This is a genomic window from Gordonia amicalis (assembly GCF_022059885.1).
Taxonomy (GTDB): Bacteria; Actinomycetota; Actinomycetes; order Mycobacteriales; family Mycobacteriaceae; genus Gordonia; species Gordonia amicalis.
The window spans coordinates 3,004,742-3,025,408 of record NZ_CP091855.1 but is presented as its reverse complement, the minus strand read 5'-3'; the positions used below and the strand labels follow the sequence as shown (position 1 = coordinate 3,025,408).

Below are 20,667 nucleotides of genomic sequence, written 5' to 3'. Positions count from 1 at the left end.
AAGGAGACTCTCGCCATGCCCATTCGGGTTGCCCTCGTCGGAACCGGCAACGTCGGCCGGTTGTCTCTCACGCAGTTGATCCAGGACTCGCGATTCGAACTCGTTGCGGTGTGCGTGTCCACGCCGGAGAAACTCGGCGTCGACGCCGCGACCCTCGCCGGCCTCGAGACCCCGACCGGCGTCCGGGCGGTCGACGACCTCGGCGTGGTGATCGCCGCGAAACCGGACTGCGTCGTCTACTGCGCCATGGGCGACACGCGGCCGGTCGAGGCGTTCAACGATGTGGTGCGCTTCCTCGCAGCCGGGATCGACGTCGTGGGCTCCTCGCCGAACACCCTGCAGTACCCGTGGGGAGTGATGCCACAGAAGGCCATCACCAAGATCGAGGAGACCACTGCGGCGAGCGGCGCGAGCCTGTTCGTGACCGGCGTGGATCCCGGGTTCGCCAACGATCTCATCCCCTTCGTGTTCGCCGGGACCTGCCAGCGCATGGAGCAGGTCCGCTGCATGGAGATCGCCGACTACGCCACCTACGACGGCGCGACGGTCATGTTCGACGTGATGGGCTTCGGCAAACCCCTCGAGGAGACGCCGATGCTGTTCCTGCCCGGGGTCCTGGGCCTGGCTTGGGGCACGACAATCCGGCAACTCGCCGCGGGGCTCGGGGTGACGGTCGACGAGATCGAGGAACTGCACGAAAGCGATCCCGCACCAGAGGATTTCGACATCGTCGCGGGCCCGATCGCCAAAGGCACCCGCGCGGCGGTGCGTTTCCAGATCATCGGCAAGGTCGAGGGACGTCCGGCGATCGTGATCGAACACGTCACCCGGCTACGCGGCGACCTGCGTCCGGACTGGGCCCAGCCCGCGCAACCCGGCGGGTGCTACCGGGTCGAGATCACCGGCGAACCCTCATACACCGTCGACATCTGCCCGACCAGCCTCAAGGGCGATCACAACCACGCGGCGATCGTCGCGGCGGCGGGCCGCATCGTCAATGCGATACCGGCGGTGGTCGAAGGGCCCGCGGGACTCCGCACAACCCTCGATCTGCCGCTGGTCACCGGACCCGCGCTCACACCACCCCTGCGGAGTGATGCGGTCCGAGTGAAGTAGTACTTCTCGACCGAACCGGACGCCGCCGACCCGGCGTCGGCGACGTATGGTCGCCGGCGGTAGCCGTCCAGGCACAGTATTGGGCCGAAGTGGACACAGCCCATGTCGCCGAGAAGGGTTCGCTGCTAGCGTTCTTCGGGTTCTGGAGAAAAGAGGAACCCACGTGTCGTCGTCGACCCATGCCAGCGACCCCGTCGTCGAACCTCCTGCCGATACCTCGCCCGGAACCGCCGAGGAGCCCCGCACTCCCGCCGGGAGCGGTGCTGATGACGCGCGTCCGGCATGGTGGCGACGCCGCCTGGACCGCTTCTCCTGTGTGGGCCTGAGTGTCGCGCTCGTCTTCCTCTGGCTGTCGATGACACCGTCGTTGCTGCCCCGTGGCGCACTGTTCCAGGGCGTGGTCAGCGGCGCGTCCGCGGCAGTCGGATACTCGCTCGGAGTCTTCTTCTCGTGGCTGATCCGCTTCATGATCTCGCGCGACAAACCCTGGCCGGCGCCGATGTACCGGGTCTGGGTGGCGCTCGGCCTCGCCGCGGTCGCCGGAACCGTGGTCATGCTGGTGATGTTCCAGCGGTGGCAGGATCAGATCCGCACCATGATGGGCGTCGACTTCCTGTCCTGGACCGCCTATCCGCAGATCGTGATCATCTGCGTGGTGGTGTTCCTCCTGCTCACCCTGATCGGTCAGGCGTGGGGCGACGGCGTCGTCTGGCTGGTCCGGAAGCTCAACCGCATTGCGCCGCCGCGGATCTCCGCGATCGCGGCGCTGGTCGTCGCGATTCTGATCACCGTCTTCGTCCTCAACGGCGTGGTCGCGAACTACGGCATGAAAGCGCTGAACTCGTCGTTCGCCGCGGTCAACGACGAGACCACCGCCGATTCCACGCCCCCGACGTCACCGCTTCGCTCCGGCGGTCCAGGGTCGCTGGTGACGTGGGATTCACTGGGACGCCAGGGACGGATCTTCGTCTCGGTCGGCCCGACCGTCGAGGAACTGTCGGCATTCAACGGCGCCCCCGCGTTGGAACCCATCCGCGCCTATGTGGGACTCGGGTCGGGCGACGACCTGCGCGCCAACGCACAACTGGCGGCCGACGAACTCGTCCGTACCGGCGGACTGCAACGGAAGGTCGTCGCGGTCGCCTCGACCACCGGCACCGGCTGGATCAACCAGGCGACGGTGGACTCCATCGAATACATGTACAACGGCGACACGGCCACGGTCAGCATGCAGTACTCGTATCTGCCCAGCTGGCTGTCGTTCCTGGTCGACAAGGAGCGGGCGCGCCAGGCCGGACAGGCGTTGTTCGAGGCCGTCTCCGAACGGGTGCGCGCGATCCCGGAAGCCCAGCGACCCAAGCTCGTGGTCTTCGGCGAGAGCCTCGGCTCGTTCGCCGCCGAGTCGGCCTTCGGCACGATTCCGTCCCTCAACGCCCGGACCGACGGAGCGCTGTTCGTCGGCCCGACCTTCAACAACAAGCTGTGGGTCGACACGACCGGCAACCGCGACGCGGGCACGCCCGAATGGCAGCCGACCTACGAGGACGGCCGACAGGTTCGCTTCATCGCCGACGCCCCCGACCTGTATGCGCCGACCGCAGAATGGGTTCCGGGCCGTGCGGTCTACCTGCAGCATGCCTCCGATCCGATCTCGTGGTGGTCGCCACGACTCATCTTGCGCGAGCCGGACTGGCTGGAGGAGAAGAAGGGACGAGATGTCCTACCGGCCATGCGGTGGATTCCGTTTGTGACATTCCTGCAGGTCAGCGCGGACATGGCAGTATCGACCGGAGTGCCCGACGGTCACGGACACTTCTACCTCGCCGCCATCCCCGCGGCCTGGGCCGAGATCCTGCAGCCGCCCGGTTGGACCCCGGAGAAGACCGAGAAACTCATCCCGCTGCTGACCCGCGACTGATTCGACGCGGGAGCCGTCGGGAAGCGAGCAAGATCGGTCGGGTCGAAACAGGCGCCGGCATCCCATACTCGTAGGGTGACCCCGTGCCCCACTGACCCGACAGCCGACGACCCGACAGCCGACGACCGTACCGGCGGCGATCGTGACCGGTTGCGCGAACTGCTCGACGCCGTGCTGGCCGACGAGCATTCGACTCTGGACGAGATGGCCACCGGCGCGTTCTCGTCACCGTTCCACTTCTCCCGCCAGGTGAGCCGGGGTGCGGGCGAGTCACCGGTCGCGCTCCGTCGGCGAGTACTCCTCGAGCGCGCGGCCTGGCTGCTGCAACACGGCAAGACCGTCACCGAGGTGGCCTTCGACTCCGGGTATGAGTCCGTCGACGGTTTCGCACGAGCATTCACGCGGGCCTTCGGCCGCAGCCCGGGTCGCGCGGCCTCGACCGGGCGTACCGCACCGACCGAGCACAGCCACTGGCTGCCCGCACCCAACGGCATCCACTTCCATTCGCCTACAGTGCTCTACGTCGACAGCGGTACACCCACCACCGAGAGCGCCGGCGATGTCCTGATGATCATGGTCAGGCACGATCTCGACGACATCGAGACCCTGCTGGACGCCGCCAAGGGGGTCGACGAACGGCAATGGACGCGGCGACGACTTCCCGGCCATGAACCGCTGCACTGGAACGGCCCGGAAGAGTCACTCGCACAGGTGATGTCACATCTCGTCGCGGACAAGCAACCCTGGCTGGCGACCATAGAGGGTGCCGACATGCCGCCCGGTCCGCCGTCGGACCTGTCCGCCCTCGTCGAACTCCAGCGCGAACTGACACCGAGGTGGCTCGCGCTGGTCCGCGACATCGACCGCCGTAACGCCTGGCAGGACCGCGTCATCGACGCACTGTGCGATCCACCCGAATCGTTCCTGCTCTCGCAGATCGTCGCGCACGTCCTGACCTTCTCCGCACATCGTCGTCAACTCGCGCGGTGGATGCTGCGCGACGCAGACGTCGACGTCACGACGCTCGACCCAGACCCGATCATGTGGCACCGCAAGCACTCCGGAGGTTTCTGATGGCATTCCGCTACTACACCGCGACCACTCTCGACGGCTACCTCGCCGACGATCACGACAGCCTCGACTGGCTGCTGACCCAACCGCTCGAAGACGGCGGCGCGATGAACTACGACGACTTCTTCGCCGGGATCGGCACCGCCGTGATGGGATACACCACCTACCAGTGGCTTCTCGACAACGAGATGGCCGACGGCAAGCCGTGGCCCTATGAGATCCCGTCCTTCGTGTTCACCCACCGGACGATCACTCCGGTCGCCGACTCGATCACCGTCCTGGACGGCGACCCCACCGCCCATCGCGACCTGCTGACCGAAGCAGCTGCGGGTAAGGACGTCTGGGTGGTGGGTGGAGGCGATCTCGCCGCTCAGTTCGCCGAGGCCGGGATGCTCGACGACATGATCGTCTCGATCGCGCCGGTCACCCTCGGGTCCGGACGGCCGCTCTTCCCCCGCCGCTACGACCTCGCACTACAGGAGTTCGGCCGCAACGGCGCCTTCCTCTGCGCGCGTTACTCACTCGTCGGAGCACGCAAGCCGCTCGCCGAGGTCTGACGCCGCACGACCGGCGCGAGCGCTCAGCCCTCGCCGACCGATTTGCGCAGCACGTCGGACACCTCGCCGCGAGCCCACTTGGGCAGGATGAAGATCCCCTCGGCCTCGGCGGTGACCTTGCCGTCACGCGTGATCGTGCCGGTGACAAAGGTTTTCACACCCTCGACACGGTCGACCCACGCCTCGCCGCGGATCCGGCCGAGTGGCGTCGCACTGCGATATCGGACGTTGAGCGTGCCGGTCATGCCGGGAACGCCCTGGAACTCCGCGGTCGAGCCGAGGAGCTGGTCGAGGATGAGTGCGAGGACACCACCGTGGACGAGTCCGGCCGGTCCTTCGTAGGCCGCTCCGAGATCGACTTCGGTCCAACTGAATTCGGCTTCGTGATGCAGCTCGACGGGCGGTGCGATCGGATTGCGCCGCCCCAGAACGGCATTGCCCCAGGACCGCTTGGTGCCGTCGGTGTTGAACCGGATGCCGTAGGCACCGGGCAACTGGTCCTTGCGCAGGATCTCGGTCGCGGCCTCGATGAGGCGCCGCGCCTCGGCGATGTCGGCCTCGCCGACCTCGGTGCGCACCGTCGCGTCGATCAGTTCGCGCACGCTCCCGGCGATCGACGACGCGAGCTCCGAACGATGTGCGAGCTCCTCGGGGTCGATGTCCTCCTGGATGTATCCGCTCATGGGTTCATCTAACAGGGCGCCACCGGCGGTCCGCCCGCCGGACGTCCTGACTGCCGAGTAAGCTCCGTCGCATGACAGACCAAGCCTGGAATGACCGCGACTGGACCGCGTTCGACGTCACCGTCGCCGACCACATCGCCGAGGTCGCGCTCACCGGCCCCGGCAAGGGCAATGCGATGGGCCCCGACTTCTGGCGCGAGCTCCCGGAGCTGTTCGGCTACATCGACGCCGATCCCGCCGTGCGTGCGGTGGTGCTGACCGGCGCCGGCAAGCACTTCTCCTACGGACTCGACCTCGTCGCGATGGGCGGCACCCTGGCCAACGTCCTGGCCGACAACGCCAAGGCGGCGGCCCGCACCGAGTTCCTGGAGGCGCTGCGCAAGCTGCAGGCCGGCATCACCGCCGTCGCGGACTGCCGCAAGCCGGTCGTCGCCGCGATCTCGGGCTGGTGCATCGGCGGCGGCGTCGACCTGATCTGTGCGGCCGACATCCGCTACGCGAGCGCCGACGCCACGTTCAGCATTCGTGAGGTGAAGGTCGGCATGGTCGCCGACGTCGGCACGCTCGCGCGCCTGCCGTTCATCATCGGCGACGGGCACATGCGTGAACTGGCGCTGACCGGCAAGGACTTCGACGCCGCCCGCGCCGAGAAGATCGGCCTGGTCAACGACGTCGCCGACGACCAGGAAGCCGCTCTCACGCTCGCCCGCGAGACCGCCCGGGAGATCGCCGACAACCCGCCTCTCGTGGTCCACGGCATCAAGGATGTCCTCGACCACTCGCGAAGCGCCGCCGTCCACGACAGCCTGCGCTACGTCGCGGCCTGGAACTCGGCATTCCTACCCAGCGAGGACCTGTCCGAGGCCATCACCGCCGTCTTCGAGAAGCGCAAGCCGGAGTTCAAGGGTCGCTGAGCCCACGGGCGCCTGACGCTCGCGGGGGTGTTCACAGGTTGCTGCGGTGAACCTCGGCGGCCAATGGGTGCGCGTCGCCGAGATCCGTGAGCAACCGCACTCCGTCGAGCGGTTGCCCGTACGGCGCCCCGATGTCGACGCCGGGCGCGCGTTCGCCCACGACGTCGACGAACCGTCGTCTCAGGCGGTCGTTGGACGTCATCACCGTTCCCATCCAGCTGATCCGAGCGTCGTCGCCGGGTCGGTGGCCACTGCGTTCCAGCGCGGCGACCGCCGACTCGGCGAGTTCGTCCGCGGCGCCGTCGATGACCCGCTGCGCGACATCGTCGCCGGCCTGTGCCGCCGCGTCGACGACCCGGGCGAATCCGGCCACCCGCGCCACGCGGCCCGGATCTCCTTGGATCACCATGTACAGCTCGTCGAGCGGCCCGAAGACCTCTGCGGCACGCTGTTGCAGTAGCGTCTCGCTCCCCCGACCGTCGAAGGCACGCAACGCAGCACTGATCCCGGCGCGGCCGATCCAATAAGCGCTGCCGGCGTCGCCGAACAGATACCCCCAACCGTCCACACGGTGCACTCCGGCGGGTCCGACGCCGAGCGTCACGACACCGGTACCGACCGCGGTGACCACACCGAACTCGTCCCGATTCGCGGCCAGGTAAGCGGTCACCGAATCGTGTGCCAGCGCAACCGCCGTTACCCCGAGATCGGCGACCGCGGCGAGCAATGCCGACGGCCTCGCCGCTTGCGGTGTGAGTCCGGAGACCCCTGCGGCCAGCGACCAGGTGCCCTGCGGTATGCCGGCGTCGCCGACGGCCTCTCCGACCTGTTCGACGACCGGCCGGTCCGTACGAATCGGCCCGAGTTCGCGGTCGTCGCTTCCGCTGGGCGTCTCGATCCGCAGACGCATTCCCGTCTGTCCGCCGTCGACCAGAATGCGTCCCGCCGTGTGACCGCCCATGATGTGCACGCTATCGGAGGACGACACGGACGTGTCGGTTCACCACGGTGCCCCGGGCAACGTGCCGACCCGGGGACGGTGTCATGTCACACTAGGCGGATGAAGGTGCGGCGCAGGCTTGCGATCAAGATCGGATCGATCCCCTGGATGCCTCGTTTTCTCCCGCAGATCGTGGTGGGCGACAACGCCATTCAGACCGTCACCGGCAATCGGATGACCCTGCTCGACATCGCCGATCTCCCGAACATCACCATCCGCGTGGCTGGTCGCAAGACCGGCGAGCTGCGGACCACACAACTTCTCGCCGTGCCCGACGGCGAGGACTGGCTGATCGCCGGCTCATACTTCGGTGGGCCGAAGATGCCCGCATGGGTGTACAACCTCCGCGCCGCCGACACGATCGAGATCGTCGTCGGCGGAAAGGTTTCCGTCGCCGTTCCGACCGAACTGGACGGGGCCGACCGCGACGCGGCGTGGCAGAAGCTGCGTACGGTGTGGCCGAACTTCGACCTCTACGAGAAGCGCACCGAACGTCGGATCCCGGTCTTCCGGTTGCGGCCGGCGCCGGCCGGATAGGCAAGCCGGCGAGGTCAGGTGGCCGGTTCGGCGGTGAACGTCGGTGTGCCGGCGGTGAGGTCGACGCTCCCCACCAGATATTGGGTGTCGGTCGTCTCGACGCGGGGTCCGGTCCGGTCGAAAGCCGGGGTGTAGGCCACCCGCCACTCGACGGCACCGGGGACGTCGACCGTGCCCAGATCTTTCTCATCCGGTGCCGAGTCGGCCCCCGGAGCCGGCCGCCGGAGCAGATACCGCAGGCCCGACAGGTCGCGCGGAGCGGTCCACCGCACGCTGCCGTCCACCGCAGACCGGAAGAGTCGCTGCGTGCATCCGGGCACGTCGGCACCGGCATCGGACCGGGTCGACGCGGCGCACCGGCTGAGCTGTGCCGAGACCGCATCGCTCACCGCCGAGACGCCGGTGGGACTGAGCTCGGCCACCACCCGGACCGACATCGGTTCATGCGGACCGAACGGCGCGGCCTCGACGGTGTGTCCGATGAAGTCGACGTCGCGCGAACCCCAACGCTGGGGCCCGGGGAAGAGGAAGACGGTGTCGCCGGCCTTGACCTGAGCCCCGAACAGCCTCGGGCTCGGCATGAACAGCGACTCGATGCGCACCTCCACCGCACCGTCGACGACCGCCCAGCCGTCCCCGGCCCGCCTCACCTTCACCGGGATGTCGACGTCACGGGACCCGAGGCGATACCGCGCCTGGACACTCTGTCCGGACTCCCCCGGATCGTCGACCTCGATGTCGGTGATCGGCGCTTCGGTTCGCTGCTGCCGCAGGACCCCGTCGGTGAGGAACCGGGTGTCCGGGCGTGGGTCGATGACGGCGAGGGCCGCCGACGCGTCGGCGTCGGCGAGCGCAGTCAGATAGGTGCGGACGGCGTCCTCCGGGGTGCGGGCCCGCTCGTCCTCGCGGGAAAGCCCCACGAGGAGAGCGGACACCAGCACCACGGCGAGGATCAGCGCCCCGACGCCGACGGTGATCGTCCACCTTCGGCGATTCATTCCGGGCGACCGGCCCGGTGCGTCGGGAACCCGATCAGGAATCCGATCCGGCCCCGAACGACTCGGTCAGGCTGCCCGCGAGCAGCTTCGCGAACTCCGCCGGATCCTCGAGTTCGCCGCCCTCGGCGATCACGGCCATGCCGTAGACGAGCTTCGCGGTCGGGACCAGCTTGTCGTGGTCCCCGGCGGCGTAGGCCTTGTTGAGCGCTTCCACCAGCGGATGATCGGGGTTGAGCTCGAGCGCACGCTTGGACTTCGGGAACTGCTGTCCCGATGCCCGGTACAGCTTCTCCAGCTGCGGCGACATCGAGAACGTGTCCCCCACCAGGCAGGCCGGCGATTCGGTCAGCCGCGACGACAACCGGGTCTCGCTGACGTCGTCGGACAGAGTGGTGGTCAGCCACGACAGCAGGTCGGCGTAGGCCTTGTTCTGCTCCTCCTTCGACGTGTCGTCGGACTCCTCGTCGTCGGCGCCGAGATCGACCGCGCCCTTGGCGATCGACTGGAACGGCTTGCCGTCGAACTCGGCACCGACCGACACCCACATCTCGTCGACCGGATCGGAGAGGACGAGCACCTCGATCCCCTTGGCGCGGAACGCCTCCATGTGTGGGGAGTTGACGATCTGCTGCCGGGACTCGCCGGTCATGTAGTAGATCGTGTCCTGGCCGCTCTTCATCCGGCCGATGTAGTCGGCCAGCGTCGTCAGTTCCTCCTCCGAGTGGGTGCTCGCGAACGACGACGCCTTGAGCAGTGCGTCGCGGTTGTCCGGATCGTTGACGAGGCCTTCCTTGAACACGCGGCCGAAGCCGTCCCAGAAGGTGCGGTAGTCGTCGGGCCGACTGTCGCGCATCTCGGTGACCGTCGAGATCACCTTCTTGGTGAGGCGACGACGGATCGCGCGGATCTGCCGGTCCTGCTGCAGGATCTCGCGCGACACGTTGAGCGAGAGGTCCGCGGCGTCGACGACGCCCTTGACGAAGCGCAGGTACTCCGGCATCAGCTCGGCGCAGTCGTCCATGATGAACACGCGCTTGACGTACAGGTGGATGCCGACCTTGCTGTCGCGCATGAACAGGTCGAACGGCGGCTGCGTCGGGATGAACAGCAGCGCCTGGTACTCGAAGGTGCCCTCGGCCTGCAGGGTGATGGTCTCCAGCGGCGCATCCCAGGCGTGGGACACGTGCCGGTAGAACTCCTGGTACTCCTCGTCAGACACCTCCGAACGCGACTTGGCCCACAGGGCCTTCATCGAGTTGATGGTCTCCGTCTCGACGACCGTCTTGGTCTCGGGAGTCTTGTCCTCGTCGGACTCGGTGTCGGAGTCGGGCGTCTCGACCGGGACCGTCTTCTCGACGTCCATGCGGATCGGCCACGCGATGAAGTCGGAGTAGCGCTTGACCAGCTGACGCAGCTTGGACTTGTCGGCGTAGTCGTACAGGTGGTCCTCGGTGTCGACGGGCTTCAGTGCCAGCGTGACCGAGGTGCCCTGCGGCGCGTCCGGCACGTCGTCGATCGTGTAGGTGCCGTCACCGGTCGACTCCCAGCGGGTACCGGTGGTCTCGCCGGCCTTGCGCGTCACCAGGCTGACCTTGTCGGCGACCATGAACGTCGAGTAGAAGCCGATGCCGAACTGTCCGATGAGTTCCTCGGCGGCGGCGTCGGAGACGCCCTTCTCGCGGGCCTCGGCGAGCGATCGGCGTAGTTCGGCGGTGCCCGATCGGGCCAGGGTGCCGATGAGTCCGACGACCTCGTCGCGCGTCATGCCGATGCCGTTGTCGGCGACCACGAGGGTGCGCGCGTCCGAGTCCGGGGTGAGCGTGATGTGCAGGTCGGACGTGTCGACGTCGAGGTCCTTGTCCAGCAACGACTCCAGGCGCAGCTTGTCGAGCGCATCGGATGCGTTCGAGATCAGCTCACGCAGGAAGCTGTCCTTGTTGGAGTAGATCGAGTGGACCATGAGATCCAGCAGCTGCCGGGTCTCCGCCTGGAACTCGTGAACTTCGGGCGCAGCGCTCATCGCAGACCTCCATGTTCTGTTCTCGCGTGTTCGTGTGGTTTCGGTGGCACGCGTCCGGCGCCGGGCACAGGCCCGACGCGACGACACGTCGTGACGGACACCGACTTTACCGAGCGCCGGTGTGGCTACCCTGGGTCGGGGACCGACTACCCCCGTTGCGGATGGTGCCCGAGAGGCATCACACGCGGGGAACGATCAGGAAGCCAGGTGGATGGGTACGCCTCGACTGCTGCTGGTGCACGCACACCCCGACGACGAGTCACTGTGGACCGGCGGACTCACCGCCCGTCACGTCGACTCCGGCGGCGAGGCGGACCTCGTGATGTGCACGTGGGCGGAGGGCACGATCCGGCACCGGGAGCTGACCGACGCCGTCGACATCCTCGGCATGCCGCGCCCGCCGATCATGCTCGGCTACGCCGACGACCGCCGGCCCGAGTCGGCTCCCGACGCCCCACGGCTGTGTGCCGCGTCGTTCGACGACCAGGTCCGGGCACTCACCAAGCACATCCGTGAACTCCAGCCGGACATCGTCGTCACCTACGACGCTCTCGGCATCTACGGACACCCCGACCACGTCCACGCCCACCGTCTGGCCTGTGCCGCCGCGGACGCCGCCGCCTCGACGAAGCTCTATCACCGGGCCGGGCCGGCCTGGCGGGTCCGGTCCCTGTACTTCGCCACGATCCCCGAATGGATGATGGACCTGCTCGCACCGAGCCTGTTCCCCGAGATCCCTCGCGAACAACTACCCGGTACACCCGATTCCGAGATCGACGTGGTCGTCGACGTGTCCGACCTGGCGGCACGCAAGAAGGCGGGTGTCGTCGCACACCGGTCGGAGATCGCCCGCAGTCGCGCGATCGCGGGATTCATGTCGCTCCCCGAGGAGCTTCAGGACAGGTTGCTCGGCGTCGAGTGCTATCAGCGCCGCGATCTCGTCCCGGGTGGATGTGACCTGTTCTGACCCTTCGAGGCTCGCTTCGCTCGCACCTCAGGGAGCAGTTCGATGTCGCTTCGCTCGCACCTCGGGGAGCAGTTCGATGTCGCTTCGCTCGCACCTCAGGGATCAATCCGAGGGTTTCGCGGCGAGATCGCGGTGACCGCGGAGCGCAACCCGCTGGCGCGTTGCACGCGTCGGTTGACGGCCGCCGCGAGGACCTCGGCGGTTCCGACGATGCGCACGCGACTTCGGGCGCGGGTGATGGCGGTGTACAGGAGCTCGCGGGTCAGGAGCTCCGAGCCGGCCGGCGGGAGCACGACGGTCACTCGATCGAACTGGCTGCCCTGGCTGCGGTGGATGGTCATCGCATGGACCGAAACGACGTCGGCGAGTTGGGTCGGGTGGAGCAGCCGGATTTCGCCGCCCCGGCGGAACGCCACCCGGATCGCTTCCGGCGAACCGGATCGATTCGACGTCTGCGCATCCGAGTCCGGATCGACGATCACCACACCTGTGTCGCCGTTGAAGGTGGCGGCCTGGCGATCGTTCGCCGTCACCAGGATGGGTTGTCCCACATACCAACCCATGTGCTCGGCCTCGGTGGTCCCCAGCCAGTCGGTGATGCGCGTGGTCCATCCGCGCACACCCCACGAACCCTCGCGGTGCGCGCACAGGACCCGATGACTGTCGAGCTCGTCCAGGGCACCGGTCGCATCACCCTTCCGGGCGGCCGCGCGCAGATCCCGACCCCAGGCCAGGATGTCGCCGGCCACGTCGTCGAGTTCGTCGGGCGCCACCAGTTCGACATCGTCGATGTCCGGCGAGGTGACGAGCTCGAGGACCGCGTCGGGATCGCCGGCGTTGACGGCGGCCGCGACCTGCGAGATGCCGCCGCCGAACCGGAACTGCGTGCGCAAGGTGATGACGCCGTCGGCCAGCCGCGCCACGTCGTCGGGATCGAGGTCCTCGGCGGCGGGATCGAGGCCCACCGCATCGAACGCCTGCGTCGGTGTCGTCAGCGGCACATCCTCGGCCCCGGTGTCCGGCAGGTCGGTCCGTTCGACGAGGTCGGCGAGCACCGCACCCGCCTCCACCGAGGCCAGCTGGTGGGGATCGCCGACGAACACGACGCGGGCATCGGGTCGCACGGCGTCGAGCAGCCGGCTCATCGCGGTCATCGACAGCATCGACGTCTCGTCGACGACGATGACGTCGTGGGGCAGCGTGCGCCCGCGCCCGTACCGGGGGTTCGAGCCGGGGCGCCAGCCGAGCAGCGAATGCAGGGTGACCGCATGGGCCGTGACCGGCAGGGTGGACTCGGACTCGACCGAGGCCTGCAGCTGCGCCGCCGCGCGTCCGGTGGGTGCGCACAGACCGATGCGCAGACCCGGTCCTTGGAGACGGTCGAGGACGGCGAGGATGCGGGCGACGGTGTACGTCTTGCCCGTTCCCGGACCGCCGGCGAGGACCGTCGTCCAGCGCGTCGCCGCCACCGCAGCGGCCAGCTTCTGCAGGGCGCCGTCGTCGGGCGAGGAGTAGACCGTCGCGATGGCCTCGCCGAGCGCCTCCGTATCAACGGCGGGTGATGTCCGGGCCCGCCGGTCGAGGATCTCCCGGATCGTCTGTTCCTGCCGGAAGTACTTCTGCAAGTAGACGAGTGGTCCGTCGACGGAATCCCGGACCACCAGCGGGCGCAACGGTCCGGCCGCGCTGCCGGTGACGAGTGGGCTTGCGACCAGCGCGTCCAGAACATCACGGGGCGAGGGCATCTCGACCTCGGCGGTGTCCCCCGTCGTCAGTTCGCCGATGCGGTCCAGGGCTAGGCAGGTGGAGCCCAGGCGCACGGCCCGAACGGCGAGGGCGGCGCCGAGCCGGGCCTCCACGGACACCGGTTCAGCGCACATCCGGATCAACCGGTCGGTGATGTGCAGATCCGCGGCGGCAAGGAGGCCCGCGGCGTTCCAGTCGGCCAGGGTGCCGGTCGCCGAATCGACGTGCTGGACATCGGGTGTGCTCATCGACCTCTCCCCCCGGTCCCGGCGGACGCGTTCGGCTCCACCCCGGCCAGTGCGTCGGACAGACCGGCGACGAGACCGCTGGGCAGCACCCATTCGAAGACACCGCATCCGGGCGGAGTGTCCGGTCCGGCCATGCCGCGCACGAAGTGGTACTGCACCGGACCGAGGTGACGATCCGGGTCGTAACCGGGCAACCGCCACCTCAGATACCGGTGCAGCGCAACCGAGTACAACATCGCCTGCAACGGATAGTGGGCGGCGATCATCTCACCGGCCATCGCCTCGGCGTCGAAGTCCTCGACCACGAGGTCGCCCGGGCGGATGCGGTTGGTCTTGTAGTCGACGATCACGTAACGGCCGTCGGGGATCCGCAGCACCGAGTCGATACTGCCGGTGAGGAAACCACGAAGACGCCGACCGGGCACCGCGCGCAGGTGCGTGGCGTACGCTCGCAGCGGATCCGATTCCGGCAGATGCAATTCCATCAGATCGGCGAGGCGCCCGAGCGTCGTGCCCCCGCCGGATGTCCGCTCGTCCGCGGGGCCGAGCGGCAGTTCGAAATCGAGTTCGGCGAGGCGATCACGCGGATCGATGCTCCACAGATCCCCGAAACCGAGAGGTGTGGTGAGCACGCCGACCAGCGCGGCGACGAGCCGGTCGGGGTCGATGTCACCGGCCAGCGCGCCGAGCACCCGAGAACACAGTTCCCGGACGTGCGCTTCGATGTCGGGCGCAGAGGTGTCGACGTACTCGAGAACCTCGTGGACCAGGGTGCCGAAGGCCGCGCCGAACGGTAGCCCGTTCATCAGCGATGCCATCCCCGGACGACGTGCGTCCGAATCGGTTCGGGCGTCGTCGACCACGTCGTCCGGCCGGGCGATCGGCTCGTCGTCGAGGATGTCGGTCACCTCGTCGTCGGGTTCGCTGCCGGTCTCCACGACGGAGGTCGGCGGCCCTCCGGGTGCACCGTGCGCGCCATGCGCGACGTCGGCGGTGAGTGCCGAATACGAGGTTCGACGCCAGTCCTGGTCTATCCGGCGATCGAAGTGCGCGATGCCCAGAGCATCAGCACCCTCCCCGTCGCCGGCGGGTGGCGCCACGACATCCGCATCGAGCCGACCGGCCGGTTCGACAGAGATCGCGGGATCACGTTCGGTGAGGGTGCGCAGAACACCCACACAGTCGACGTCGGCCTCCGGAATGGGCACCTCCCCGGCAACTGTCCATTCCGGTTCTCCGGTCGACGACCGCACCGCGTTCTCGCGTCCGAAGATCAACCGGTGCAGTGGTCCGGTCGTGGTGTTCCGCGACGGCGCCCACCAGGCGACGACCTGTGACTGGGCGCGGGTGAGCGCGACGTAGAGCAGCCGCAGGTCCTCCCCCGCGACCTCGTCGGCATAACGTCGGCGTCGGGCGGCACGATCCGGTGCCTGCTGTCCTCCCACATCGAGCCGGCGGGTCCCCGATTCGTCGTGGTAGGTGATGTTCCCGCGATCGTTGACCCACGTGCCGTCCCACCCGTAGGGCACGTACACGATCGGGAACTGCAGTCCCTTGCTCGCGTGCACGGTCATGATCTGGACGGCCTGGGTGTCGCGGTCGAGGCGACGACTCTGGTCCTCGTAGCGCCGGCGTGACGAGGTGTCGGCGATCCGCTCGGTCAGCCACTCGACGAGCGCGCTGAGCCCCTCGCCGGTCTCGACCACATGTTTGTTGCACAACGCCGACACCTGGATGAGGTCGGTAAGGGTTCGTTCCCCGTTCTCGACGGTGAGAACCCGGGCGGCCACCTCATGCGCGTCGAACAGTCGTTGGGCCATCGCGGCGAATCCGCCCTGTGCGAAAACCCTGGCGAGCATGGACAGTTCGGCGCCGAGTTCGGCGACCTCCGGCTCGGTGGCGGTCGCGACCCGTTCGGTGGACCAACCGAAGAGCGTGGTCAGTGCGGCCATCCGCACCCGGTCGGGGCGTGACGGCTGTTCGACGGCGCGCAGAACCCACAGCCAGTGCTGGGCGGCCGAGGTCGAGAAGACGTTGATGCCCGACCCGATCACCGAGTTGATGCCTCGTTCGGCGAGTTCGGCCTGCAGCGGTTCGATCGTGCTGTTGAGCCGGACGAGGATCGCGATGTCCCCGGGATCGACCGGCCGGGACACCCCGTCGATGTCGATCCGGTCTCCCCGTGCCAACACGGTCGCGATGTCGTCGGCGACATCGGCGGCGATGCGCGATCGCACCTCCTTGACACCCGGGAGGTTGAACGAGTTGAGAGACGCGAAGTCGCCGCGGAGAAACGCTCGGAGCCGCAGCGGCGGGCGGCCCTCGAGCCGACTGCCGGCGAATGCGGCCCGGACGGGACGCGCAACGATGTCCGGATGCCCCAGGGTCGCTCCGCCGTAAAGGTGCTGCAGTGCTTCGACGAGTGCGCCGTCCGACCGGCGGTTCACGTCGAGCGCCCGGAGTGTGTCGGCCGACGACACCGCCGCGAGATAGCTCAGCACCTCGGCACCGCGGAAACCGTAGATGGACTGCTTCGGATCGCCGACGAGGATCATCCGGCGGTGGCCGTGGAAGCAGCGGCGCAGGATGTCCCACTGCAACGGATCGGTGTCCTGGAACTCGTCGACCAGCACCACGGTGAACGTGTCGCGGATCCGTTGGCAGGCACGGTCGCCCACCACCGGATCGTTGACGATGCGGTGCAGGATCGCCTGGAGGTCGTCGTAGGTACGGACGCGGGCGTCCCGTTTGCGGGTCTCGACGTGTTGCCGGACCGCCTTGGCGAAGCTGACCCGGCGTGCCGCGACGTCGTCGGCGGCCGACCCCCCGGACGGCTCGCTCGTGTCCGGTGCGAGTTCGACCGTCGCCTGACGCACCGCGTCGCGCGCGATCTCCCGTGCGTCGGCGAAGCTGAATTCCGGTGCGTCACTGGCCCAGAAACCGCGCAGGTAGAGATCGAGCGCGACCTCCTCGGTGAGTTCGTCGACTTCTTCGACGATGGAGTAGACGAGTTCCCGTTCGCCGAGGAATCCCAGCGCCTCCAGCATCCGGTTGCAGAACGTGTGGGTGGTGGCGATCGTGGACGCATCGAAGTCACTCAGTGCGCGGGCGAGATTCCGTCGGCGCGCGAGGACCTCCCCGGGTGTGCCGCTCGCCAACTGCCGCAACAACGCGTCGGCTGCATGAGCGGACCCGGACAGGACCTCCGCGGGATCGGCCAGGGCGTCGAGCAGTTCCCGCACACGCGCCCGCATCCGTTCGCGCAGTTCGGCTGTCGCCGCCCGGCTGAACGTGACGAGCAGCATCTCCGCGATCGGCACACCGTCGGCGAGATACCGTGCCGCGAGTCCCACGATCGCGTACGTCTTGCCCGTCCCGGCGCTCGCCTCGAGCACCGTGGTGTGTTCCGGGAGTTCGGCGGTGATGTCGAAGGTCTCCGGACGTCTCATGAGCCCTCCCGGTGCTGTCCGACGGGGACCCACACCGCCCGGGCGAGTCCGCTGAACAGCGGCTCGTCCTCTGCCACGGCCAATTCCACCCCGCCGAGGGCGCGGTCGCCCGGTGCCCGCTCCTCGAGCAGGGCGTCGAACTCGACGTCGGTCAGGACGTCGCCGCCGAAGGCCAGTTTGAGGTAGCGATCGTGGCGGGGACCGAAGGTGTCGTCGAACACCTTGCGCGCGCTGTTGAGGGCCCAGTGGCTCCGGCGACCGGGACCGTCGTTGTCGACGAACGTGAACGCGGGTTCCAGCGGCAACGGCAGCGGACGGCGCAGACCTTCGTCCCGTAAGCGGACGAGCTGGTCGAGGAGCGGCACCGGATCCTCCGGGCGTCGAAGGGTGAGCGTGGTGGTTCCACCCCCACGGGCGGCGCGACCGACGGACACCGCGGACCCGACCTTCCCCGCGCCGGCGTTGCCCTGGGTCGCGGCCGCCGCGACCGCGAGCAGCGTGATCCAGGCGCTCAGTTGCTGTTTCGCCTTGAGGCGCGAGTACGTCGCGCGGACCAGCCGGGCCTGTCCGTCGTCGGCGGTGAACACCTCGCCGACGGTGCCGTGCACGCGCCGTCCGTCGGGCAGTGTCACGAGGATGTCGAGGGTTTCCGGCGATCCCGGACGCAGTGGCGCCACGACGCCGTGCAGCCGCGTGACCGCTCGCGAGATGGCCGCCAGCTCCCGGGTACCGAAGGCGAAGGGCGGCAGCGTCCCACGGCGCAGTTCAGCAGCTTCACAGTCCACGATGGAAACCCCGGCCAGCATCCGGGTGAGGAAACGGTCGCCGATCCCCCACTTGTCGAGCGGGTCGAGTTCGACGTCGAGCTGGTCGTCGTGAGGTGTCTCGTCGTCGGGTATCCGGGCGCCCAGGCGTTGCCGGACGAAGGCGGTGATCGGATCGACGTGGAAGTCGATGAGCGACGCGAGGTCGATGTCGGCGAGTTCAAGGGTCGGCTCGGGTGCGGGGAGGATCTCCCGGGCGGACGGGACGACCGGATCGGCCGGTCCGCGCAGGGCCGTCGCCCCGGCCAGAAGCGAGGCGTCGTGGCTGAACGGTCCGGCGATACCGCGAACACCCCCGTCCACGAAGTTGCGGGCGTCGAAGCCGTGCAGTGAGTGCCGCCGGACGATCGTCGGCCGGTCCGAACCGGTGAGACCGTCGACGGTGTCGATCAGTTCGCTGACCACCACGGCGGGCGGGATGTGCCGGCCCGACACCGGGTCGGCTCCGCTGTAGAAGACGAGCAGGTTGTCCTGCGCCGCACCGATCGCGTCGAGGAAGCACTGGCGGTCCTCGTCGCGCGGATTGCGTTCGCCCACCAGCGGATCGACACCGAGCACGTCGTCCCCGTCGATACGCTGCACGCGCGGGAAGACCTCGGCGTCGATGCCGAGCAGCACGATGACCCGGTGGGGCACCGAACGCATCGGCACCATGGTGCATACGGTGAGCTCACCGGTCCGGAAATTGGATCGCGTGGGTCGCCCGGCGATCAGGGCCGACAACAGGTCACGCACGTCGGCGAGACGCAGGACCTCCTCGGTGGTGCCGAAGGCGTCCTCGAGCATCCGGATGGCCTGTGCTCGTTGCCAATCGTCGGCGGGAGCGGTCGCGGTGAGCGATCCGACGGCCTCGACGAGGGTCTCGGCCCAACGGTGGGCGGGCGCGGTCGTGGTCAGGTCCGCGAGGACTCGGCCGAGCCGGTCGAGGAATTCGTCGAGCCGGCCGACGAGGTCGATACCGGTACTCTCCACACCGGCGAGTGGCAGGGCGGTGCCGAGCCATTCGTCGTCGGTCTCCTCGGCGACCACACCGAGGGCGATGCGGTCGAGACCCGCGTCGAAGGTGCCCTGCCGGAAACGTTCGAGACCGAACCGCGCACGTTCCGCGGTTCCGAGCCCCCAGCGGACATTGCTGTGGCCCAGCCATTCCCGGACCAGGGCCAGGTCGTCGTCGGTCATCGCGAAACGCGTCCGGACGGGTTCGGCCCCGAGCAGATCGAGGACGTCGCCCGCGGTCACCCGACCGGCCGCGAGTTCGACGACGCCGACGACGGTGTCGATGACCGGGTTCACCTGACGCACGCCGCGGTCGGCGAGGCGCACGCGCAGATCGAAAGCGGGATGCGGCAATCCGGCCTGCCCGAAGGCACCTCGGATGAGGGGCGCGAAGGTCTCCACGTCGGGGCACATGATCAGGACGTCACGCGGTTCGAGGGTCGGGTCGTCGGCGAAGAGGTGCAGCAGTCGGTCCCGGAGCACCTCGATCTGCCGTTCCGGACCGTGGCACGCGTGGACCTCGACCGACCCGTCGTCGGCGCATTCGGCAGGCGGGGACACTCCGGTGTCGTCGCGGGCCCCTGCGTCGTCGCGGATACCCGCCTGCAGGGCGCCGAGCAGCGTGTCGGGCAGCGGGGTGGCCGGCGGATGGTGGACGTCCCGGTCGACGACATCCCCCAGACGCAATTGCAGTTCCTGGAGATCGCGGGACAGCCCGGCCAGCAACGGATTCCGGAGTTCGGGTACCGGGCGCCCACGCCGCCGGGGCGGGACACCCACCGTCGAGGTCGCCGCGGACACTCCTCCGCCGACGGCTCGGAGTTCCTCCCACAGACGGGGACTCGCGTGCGGGACGAACAGGTGGACATCGTGGTGCGCGCTCACCGCGGAGATGATGTTCCGGAACGACTCGGTGATCCGCGTGGGGCCGAACACGGACAACCGGCCGGGAAGGTCGGCGACGCCGGGATCGGAGCGCAGGCGCTCACACACCTCGCCGAGGACCTCCGCCGGATGCGGCTGCCCGATCTCGGCACGCACCGCGCGCCAAAACCCCGCCTGCCAGGCGAGGTCGTCGCGCAACGGAGCACCCGCGCCGTCGAGGTCGTCCCCGTCGGCCCAGCCGGCGATCATCGACGGTCGGGAACGTCCGTACCGCTCGAACAATTCGGCCAGGTGGCGTGCCGTCGCATAGCGGCGTCCGACCCGGGGCGACTCGGCGTCACCCGCACCGATGTGACGGGCGATCACCGTCAGATCGGGGTCGTCGATCCGTTCGTCGAGGACTCGGAGCACCGGCCAGGTCAATTCCGTTGCGCGCCAGGGGTTCACCGTCGACAACGGGGTGTCGGCCGTGAACCGGTCACCGGCGAGCACCGCGGCCGAGATGGCGTCGGCCAGCCGTCCGGGACCGGTGAAGTCGATGTTGGCGGCGATGCCGTCCGACAGTCCCGCACCAGAACCGAGCCGGCGGGCGAGGTGCTGTGCGAGCCAGCGTTCGACACCGGCCGCCGGGACCGACACGATCTCGGTACGCATCGGATCGTCGAGCGGTGTCGAGAGGACGTCGGCCAACGCCTCGGCCAACGTATCGGTGCGCTCGGCGCGGTGAAGGATCAGCAT

14 protein-coding genes are annotated in these 20,667 nt (G+C 68.6%); 7 read left to right on the top strand and 7 right to left on the bottom strand.

The genetic code is table 11. The features are described 5' to 3' along the window. Window positions 1–15 precede the first annotated feature (15 nt). From IHQ52_RS13820 to IHQ52_RS13805, 4 genes are all read left to right on the top strand, one after another. Complete coding sequence (locus IHQ52_RS13820) at window positions 16–1,116, top strand: NAD(P)H-dependent amine dehydrogenase family protein (protein WP_024497507.1); 1,101 nt, start codon at window positions 16–18, stop codon at window positions 1,114–1,116. A gap of 163 nt (window positions 1,117–1,279) precedes the next feature. After that, window positions 1,280–3,034 carry an alpha/beta hydrolase gene (locus IHQ52_RS13815; RefSeq protein ID WP_024497506.1) on the top strand — a complete coding sequence of 585 codons (1,755 nt, stop codon included), beginning with the start codon at window positions 1,280–1,282 and terminating at the stop codon, window positions 3,032–3,034. 75 nt (window positions 3,035–3,109) lie between these two features. After that, window positions 3,110–4,108, top strand: coding sequence for a helix-turn-helix domain-containing protein (locus IHQ52_RS13810; protein ID WP_024497505.1), 999 nt, complete (start codon window positions 3,110–3,112; stop codon window positions 4,106–4,108). After that, the gene (locus tag IHQ52_RS13805) at window positions 4,108–4,662 is read left to right on the top strand and encodes a dihydrofolate reductase family protein (protein WP_024497504.1); all 555 of its coding nucleotides are present in this window, start codon (window positions 4,108–4,110) and stop codon (window positions 4,660–4,662) included. The genes IHQ52_RS13810 and IHQ52_RS13805 overlap by 1 nt, the downstream gene beginning before the upstream one ends. Window positions 4,663–4,685: 23 nt before the next feature. Here the strand turns inward: IHQ52_RS13805 and IHQ52_RS13800 are convergent, their stop codons facing one another. Then, window positions 4,686–5,345: a PaaI family thioesterase gene (locus tag IHQ52_RS13800; protein ID WP_024497503.1), complete on the bottom strand. Its 660-nt coding sequence runs from the start codon at window positions 5,343–5,345 to the stop codon at window positions 4,686–4,688. Window positions 5,346–5,416: 71 nt separating this feature from the next. Here IHQ52_RS13800 and IHQ52_RS13795 point away from each other — a divergent pair, with 71 nt between their 5' ends. After that, window positions 5,417–6,259 carry a crotonase/enoyl-CoA hydratase family protein gene (locus IHQ52_RS13795; protein ID WP_024497502.1) on the top strand — a complete coding sequence of 281 codons (843 nt, stop codon included), beginning with the start codon at window positions 5,417–5,419 and terminating at the stop codon, window positions 6,257–6,259. A gap of 31 nt (window positions 6,260–6,290) precedes the next feature. On the opposite strand, the gene IHQ52_RS13790 is transcribed toward IHQ52_RS13795, so the two are convergent. Then, window positions 6,291–7,220 (bottom strand): N-acetylglucosamine kinase, encoded by a 930-nt coding sequence (locus IHQ52_RS13790; RefSeq protein ID WP_024497501.1) that lies wholly within the window; start codon window positions 7,218–7,220, stop codon window positions 6,291–6,293. Window positions 7,221–7,319: 99 nt separating this feature from the next. On the opposite strand from IHQ52_RS13790, the gene IHQ52_RS13785 reads away from it, so the two are divergent. After that, entirely contained in the window at window positions 7,320–7,796 is a 477-nt protein-coding gene (locus tag IHQ52_RS13785; RefSeq protein ID WP_024497500.1) for a nitroreductase family deazaflavin-dependent oxidoreductase, read from the top strand. A 14-nt stretch (window positions 7,797–7,810) separates the two neighbouring features. Here the strand turns inward: IHQ52_RS13785 and IHQ52_RS13780 are convergent, their stop codons facing one another. Both IHQ52_RS13780 and htpG read right to left on the bottom strand, forming a co-directional pair. After that, on the bottom strand, window positions 7,811–8,794 hold the full coding sequence (locus tag IHQ52_RS13780) for a hypothetical protein (protein ID WP_024497499.1): 984 nt from the start codon (window positions 8,792–8,794) through the stop codon (window positions 7,811–7,813). Window positions 8,795–8,828: 34 nt separating this feature from the next. Further along, window positions 8,829–10,814, bottom strand: a complete 1,986-nt coding sequence (gene htpG, locus IHQ52_RS13775) for a molecular chaperone HtpG (protein ID WP_024497498.1) — start codon at window positions 10,812–10,814, stop codon at window positions 8,829–8,831. Window positions 10,815–11,025: 211 nt separating this feature from the next. Here htpG and IHQ52_RS13770 point away from each other — a divergent pair, with 211 nt between their 5' ends. Beyond that, window positions 11,026–11,781, top strand: a complete 756-nt coding sequence (locus IHQ52_RS13770) for a PIG-L family deacetylase (protein ID WP_024497497.1) — start codon at window positions 11,026–11,028, stop codon at window positions 11,779–11,781. A 95-nt stretch (window positions 11,782–11,876) separates the two neighbouring features. Here IHQ52_RS13770 and recD read toward each other — a convergent pair whose 3' ends face one another. The 3 genes from recD to recC are packed head-to-tail and all read right to left on the bottom strand — an operon-like array spanning window position 11,877 to window position 20,667. Continuing rightward, complete coding sequence (gene recD / locus IHQ52_RS13765; RefSeq protein ID WP_238063594.1) at window positions 11,877–13,775, bottom strand: exodeoxyribonuclease V subunit alpha; 1,899 nt, start codon at window positions 13,773–13,775, stop codon at window positions 11,877–11,879. After that, window positions 13,772–17,224 (bottom strand): UvrD-helicase domain-containing protein, encoded by a 3,453-nt coding sequence (locus tag IHQ52_RS13760; protein WP_024497495.1) that lies wholly within the window; start codon window positions 17,222–17,224, stop codon window positions 13,772–13,774. The genes recD and IHQ52_RS13760 overlap by 4 nt, the downstream gene beginning before the upstream one ends. Beyond that, window positions 17,221–20,667 (bottom strand): exodeoxyribonuclease V subunit gamma, encoded by a 3,447-nt coding sequence (recC, locus tag IHQ52_RS13755; RefSeq protein ID WP_024497494.1) that lies wholly within the window; start codon window positions 20,665–20,667, stop codon window positions 17,221–17,223. The genes IHQ52_RS13760 and recC overlap by 4 nt, the downstream gene beginning before the upstream one ends.

What these genes read in the sequence shown, in the direction of transcription:
- IHQ52_RS13800 (WP_024497503.1), bottom strand. Translation starts at nt 5,345, where the DNA reads ATGAGCGGATACATCCAGGAGGACATCGACCCCGAGGAGCTCGCACAT.
- IHQ52_RS13785 (WP_024497500.1), top strand. Translation starts at nt 7,320, where the DNA reads ATGAAGGTGCGGCGCAGGCTTGCGATCAAGATCGGATCGATCCCCTGG.
- recC (WP_024497494.1), bottom strand. Translation starts at nt 20,667, where the DNA reads ATGCTGATCCTTCACCGCGCCGAGCGCACCGATACGTTGGCCGAGGCG.
- IHQ52_RS13805 (WP_024497504.1), top strand. Translation starts at nt 4,108, where the DNA reads ATGGCATTCCGCTACTACACCGCGACCACTCTCGACGGCTACCTCGCC.
- IHQ52_RS13760 (WP_024497495.1), bottom strand. Translation starts at nt 17,224, where the DNA reads ATGAGACGTCCGGAGACCTTCGACATCACCGCCGAACTCCCGGAACAC.
- IHQ52_RS13820 (WP_024497507.1), top strand. Translation starts at nt 16, where the DNA reads ATGCCCATTCGGGTTGCCCTCGTCGGAACCGGCAACGTCGGCCGGTTG.
- htpG (WP_024497498.1), bottom strand. Translation starts at nt 10,814, where the DNA reads ATGAGCGCTGCGCCCGAAGTTCACGAGTTCCAGGCGGAGACCCGGCAG.
- IHQ52_RS13770 (WP_024497497.1), top strand. Translation starts at nt 11,026, where the DNA reads ATGGGTACGCCTCGACTGCTGCTGGTGCACGCACACCCCGACGACGAG.
- IHQ52_RS13790 (WP_024497501.1), bottom strand. Translation starts at nt 7,220, where the DNA reads ATGGGCGGTCACACGGCGGGACGCATTCTGGTCGACGGCGGACAGACG.
- IHQ52_RS13795 (WP_024497502.1), top strand. Translation starts at nt 5,417, where the DNA reads ATGACAGACCAAGCCTGGAATGACCGCGACTGGACCGCGTTCGACGTC.
- IHQ52_RS13780 (WP_024497499.1), bottom strand. Translation starts at nt 8,794, where the DNA reads ATGAATCGCCGAAGGTGGACGATCACCGTCGGCGTCGGGGCGCTGATC.
- recD (WP_238063594.1), bottom strand. Translation starts at nt 13,775, where the DNA reads ATGAGCACACCCGATGTCCAGCACGTCGATTCGGCGACCGGCACCCTG.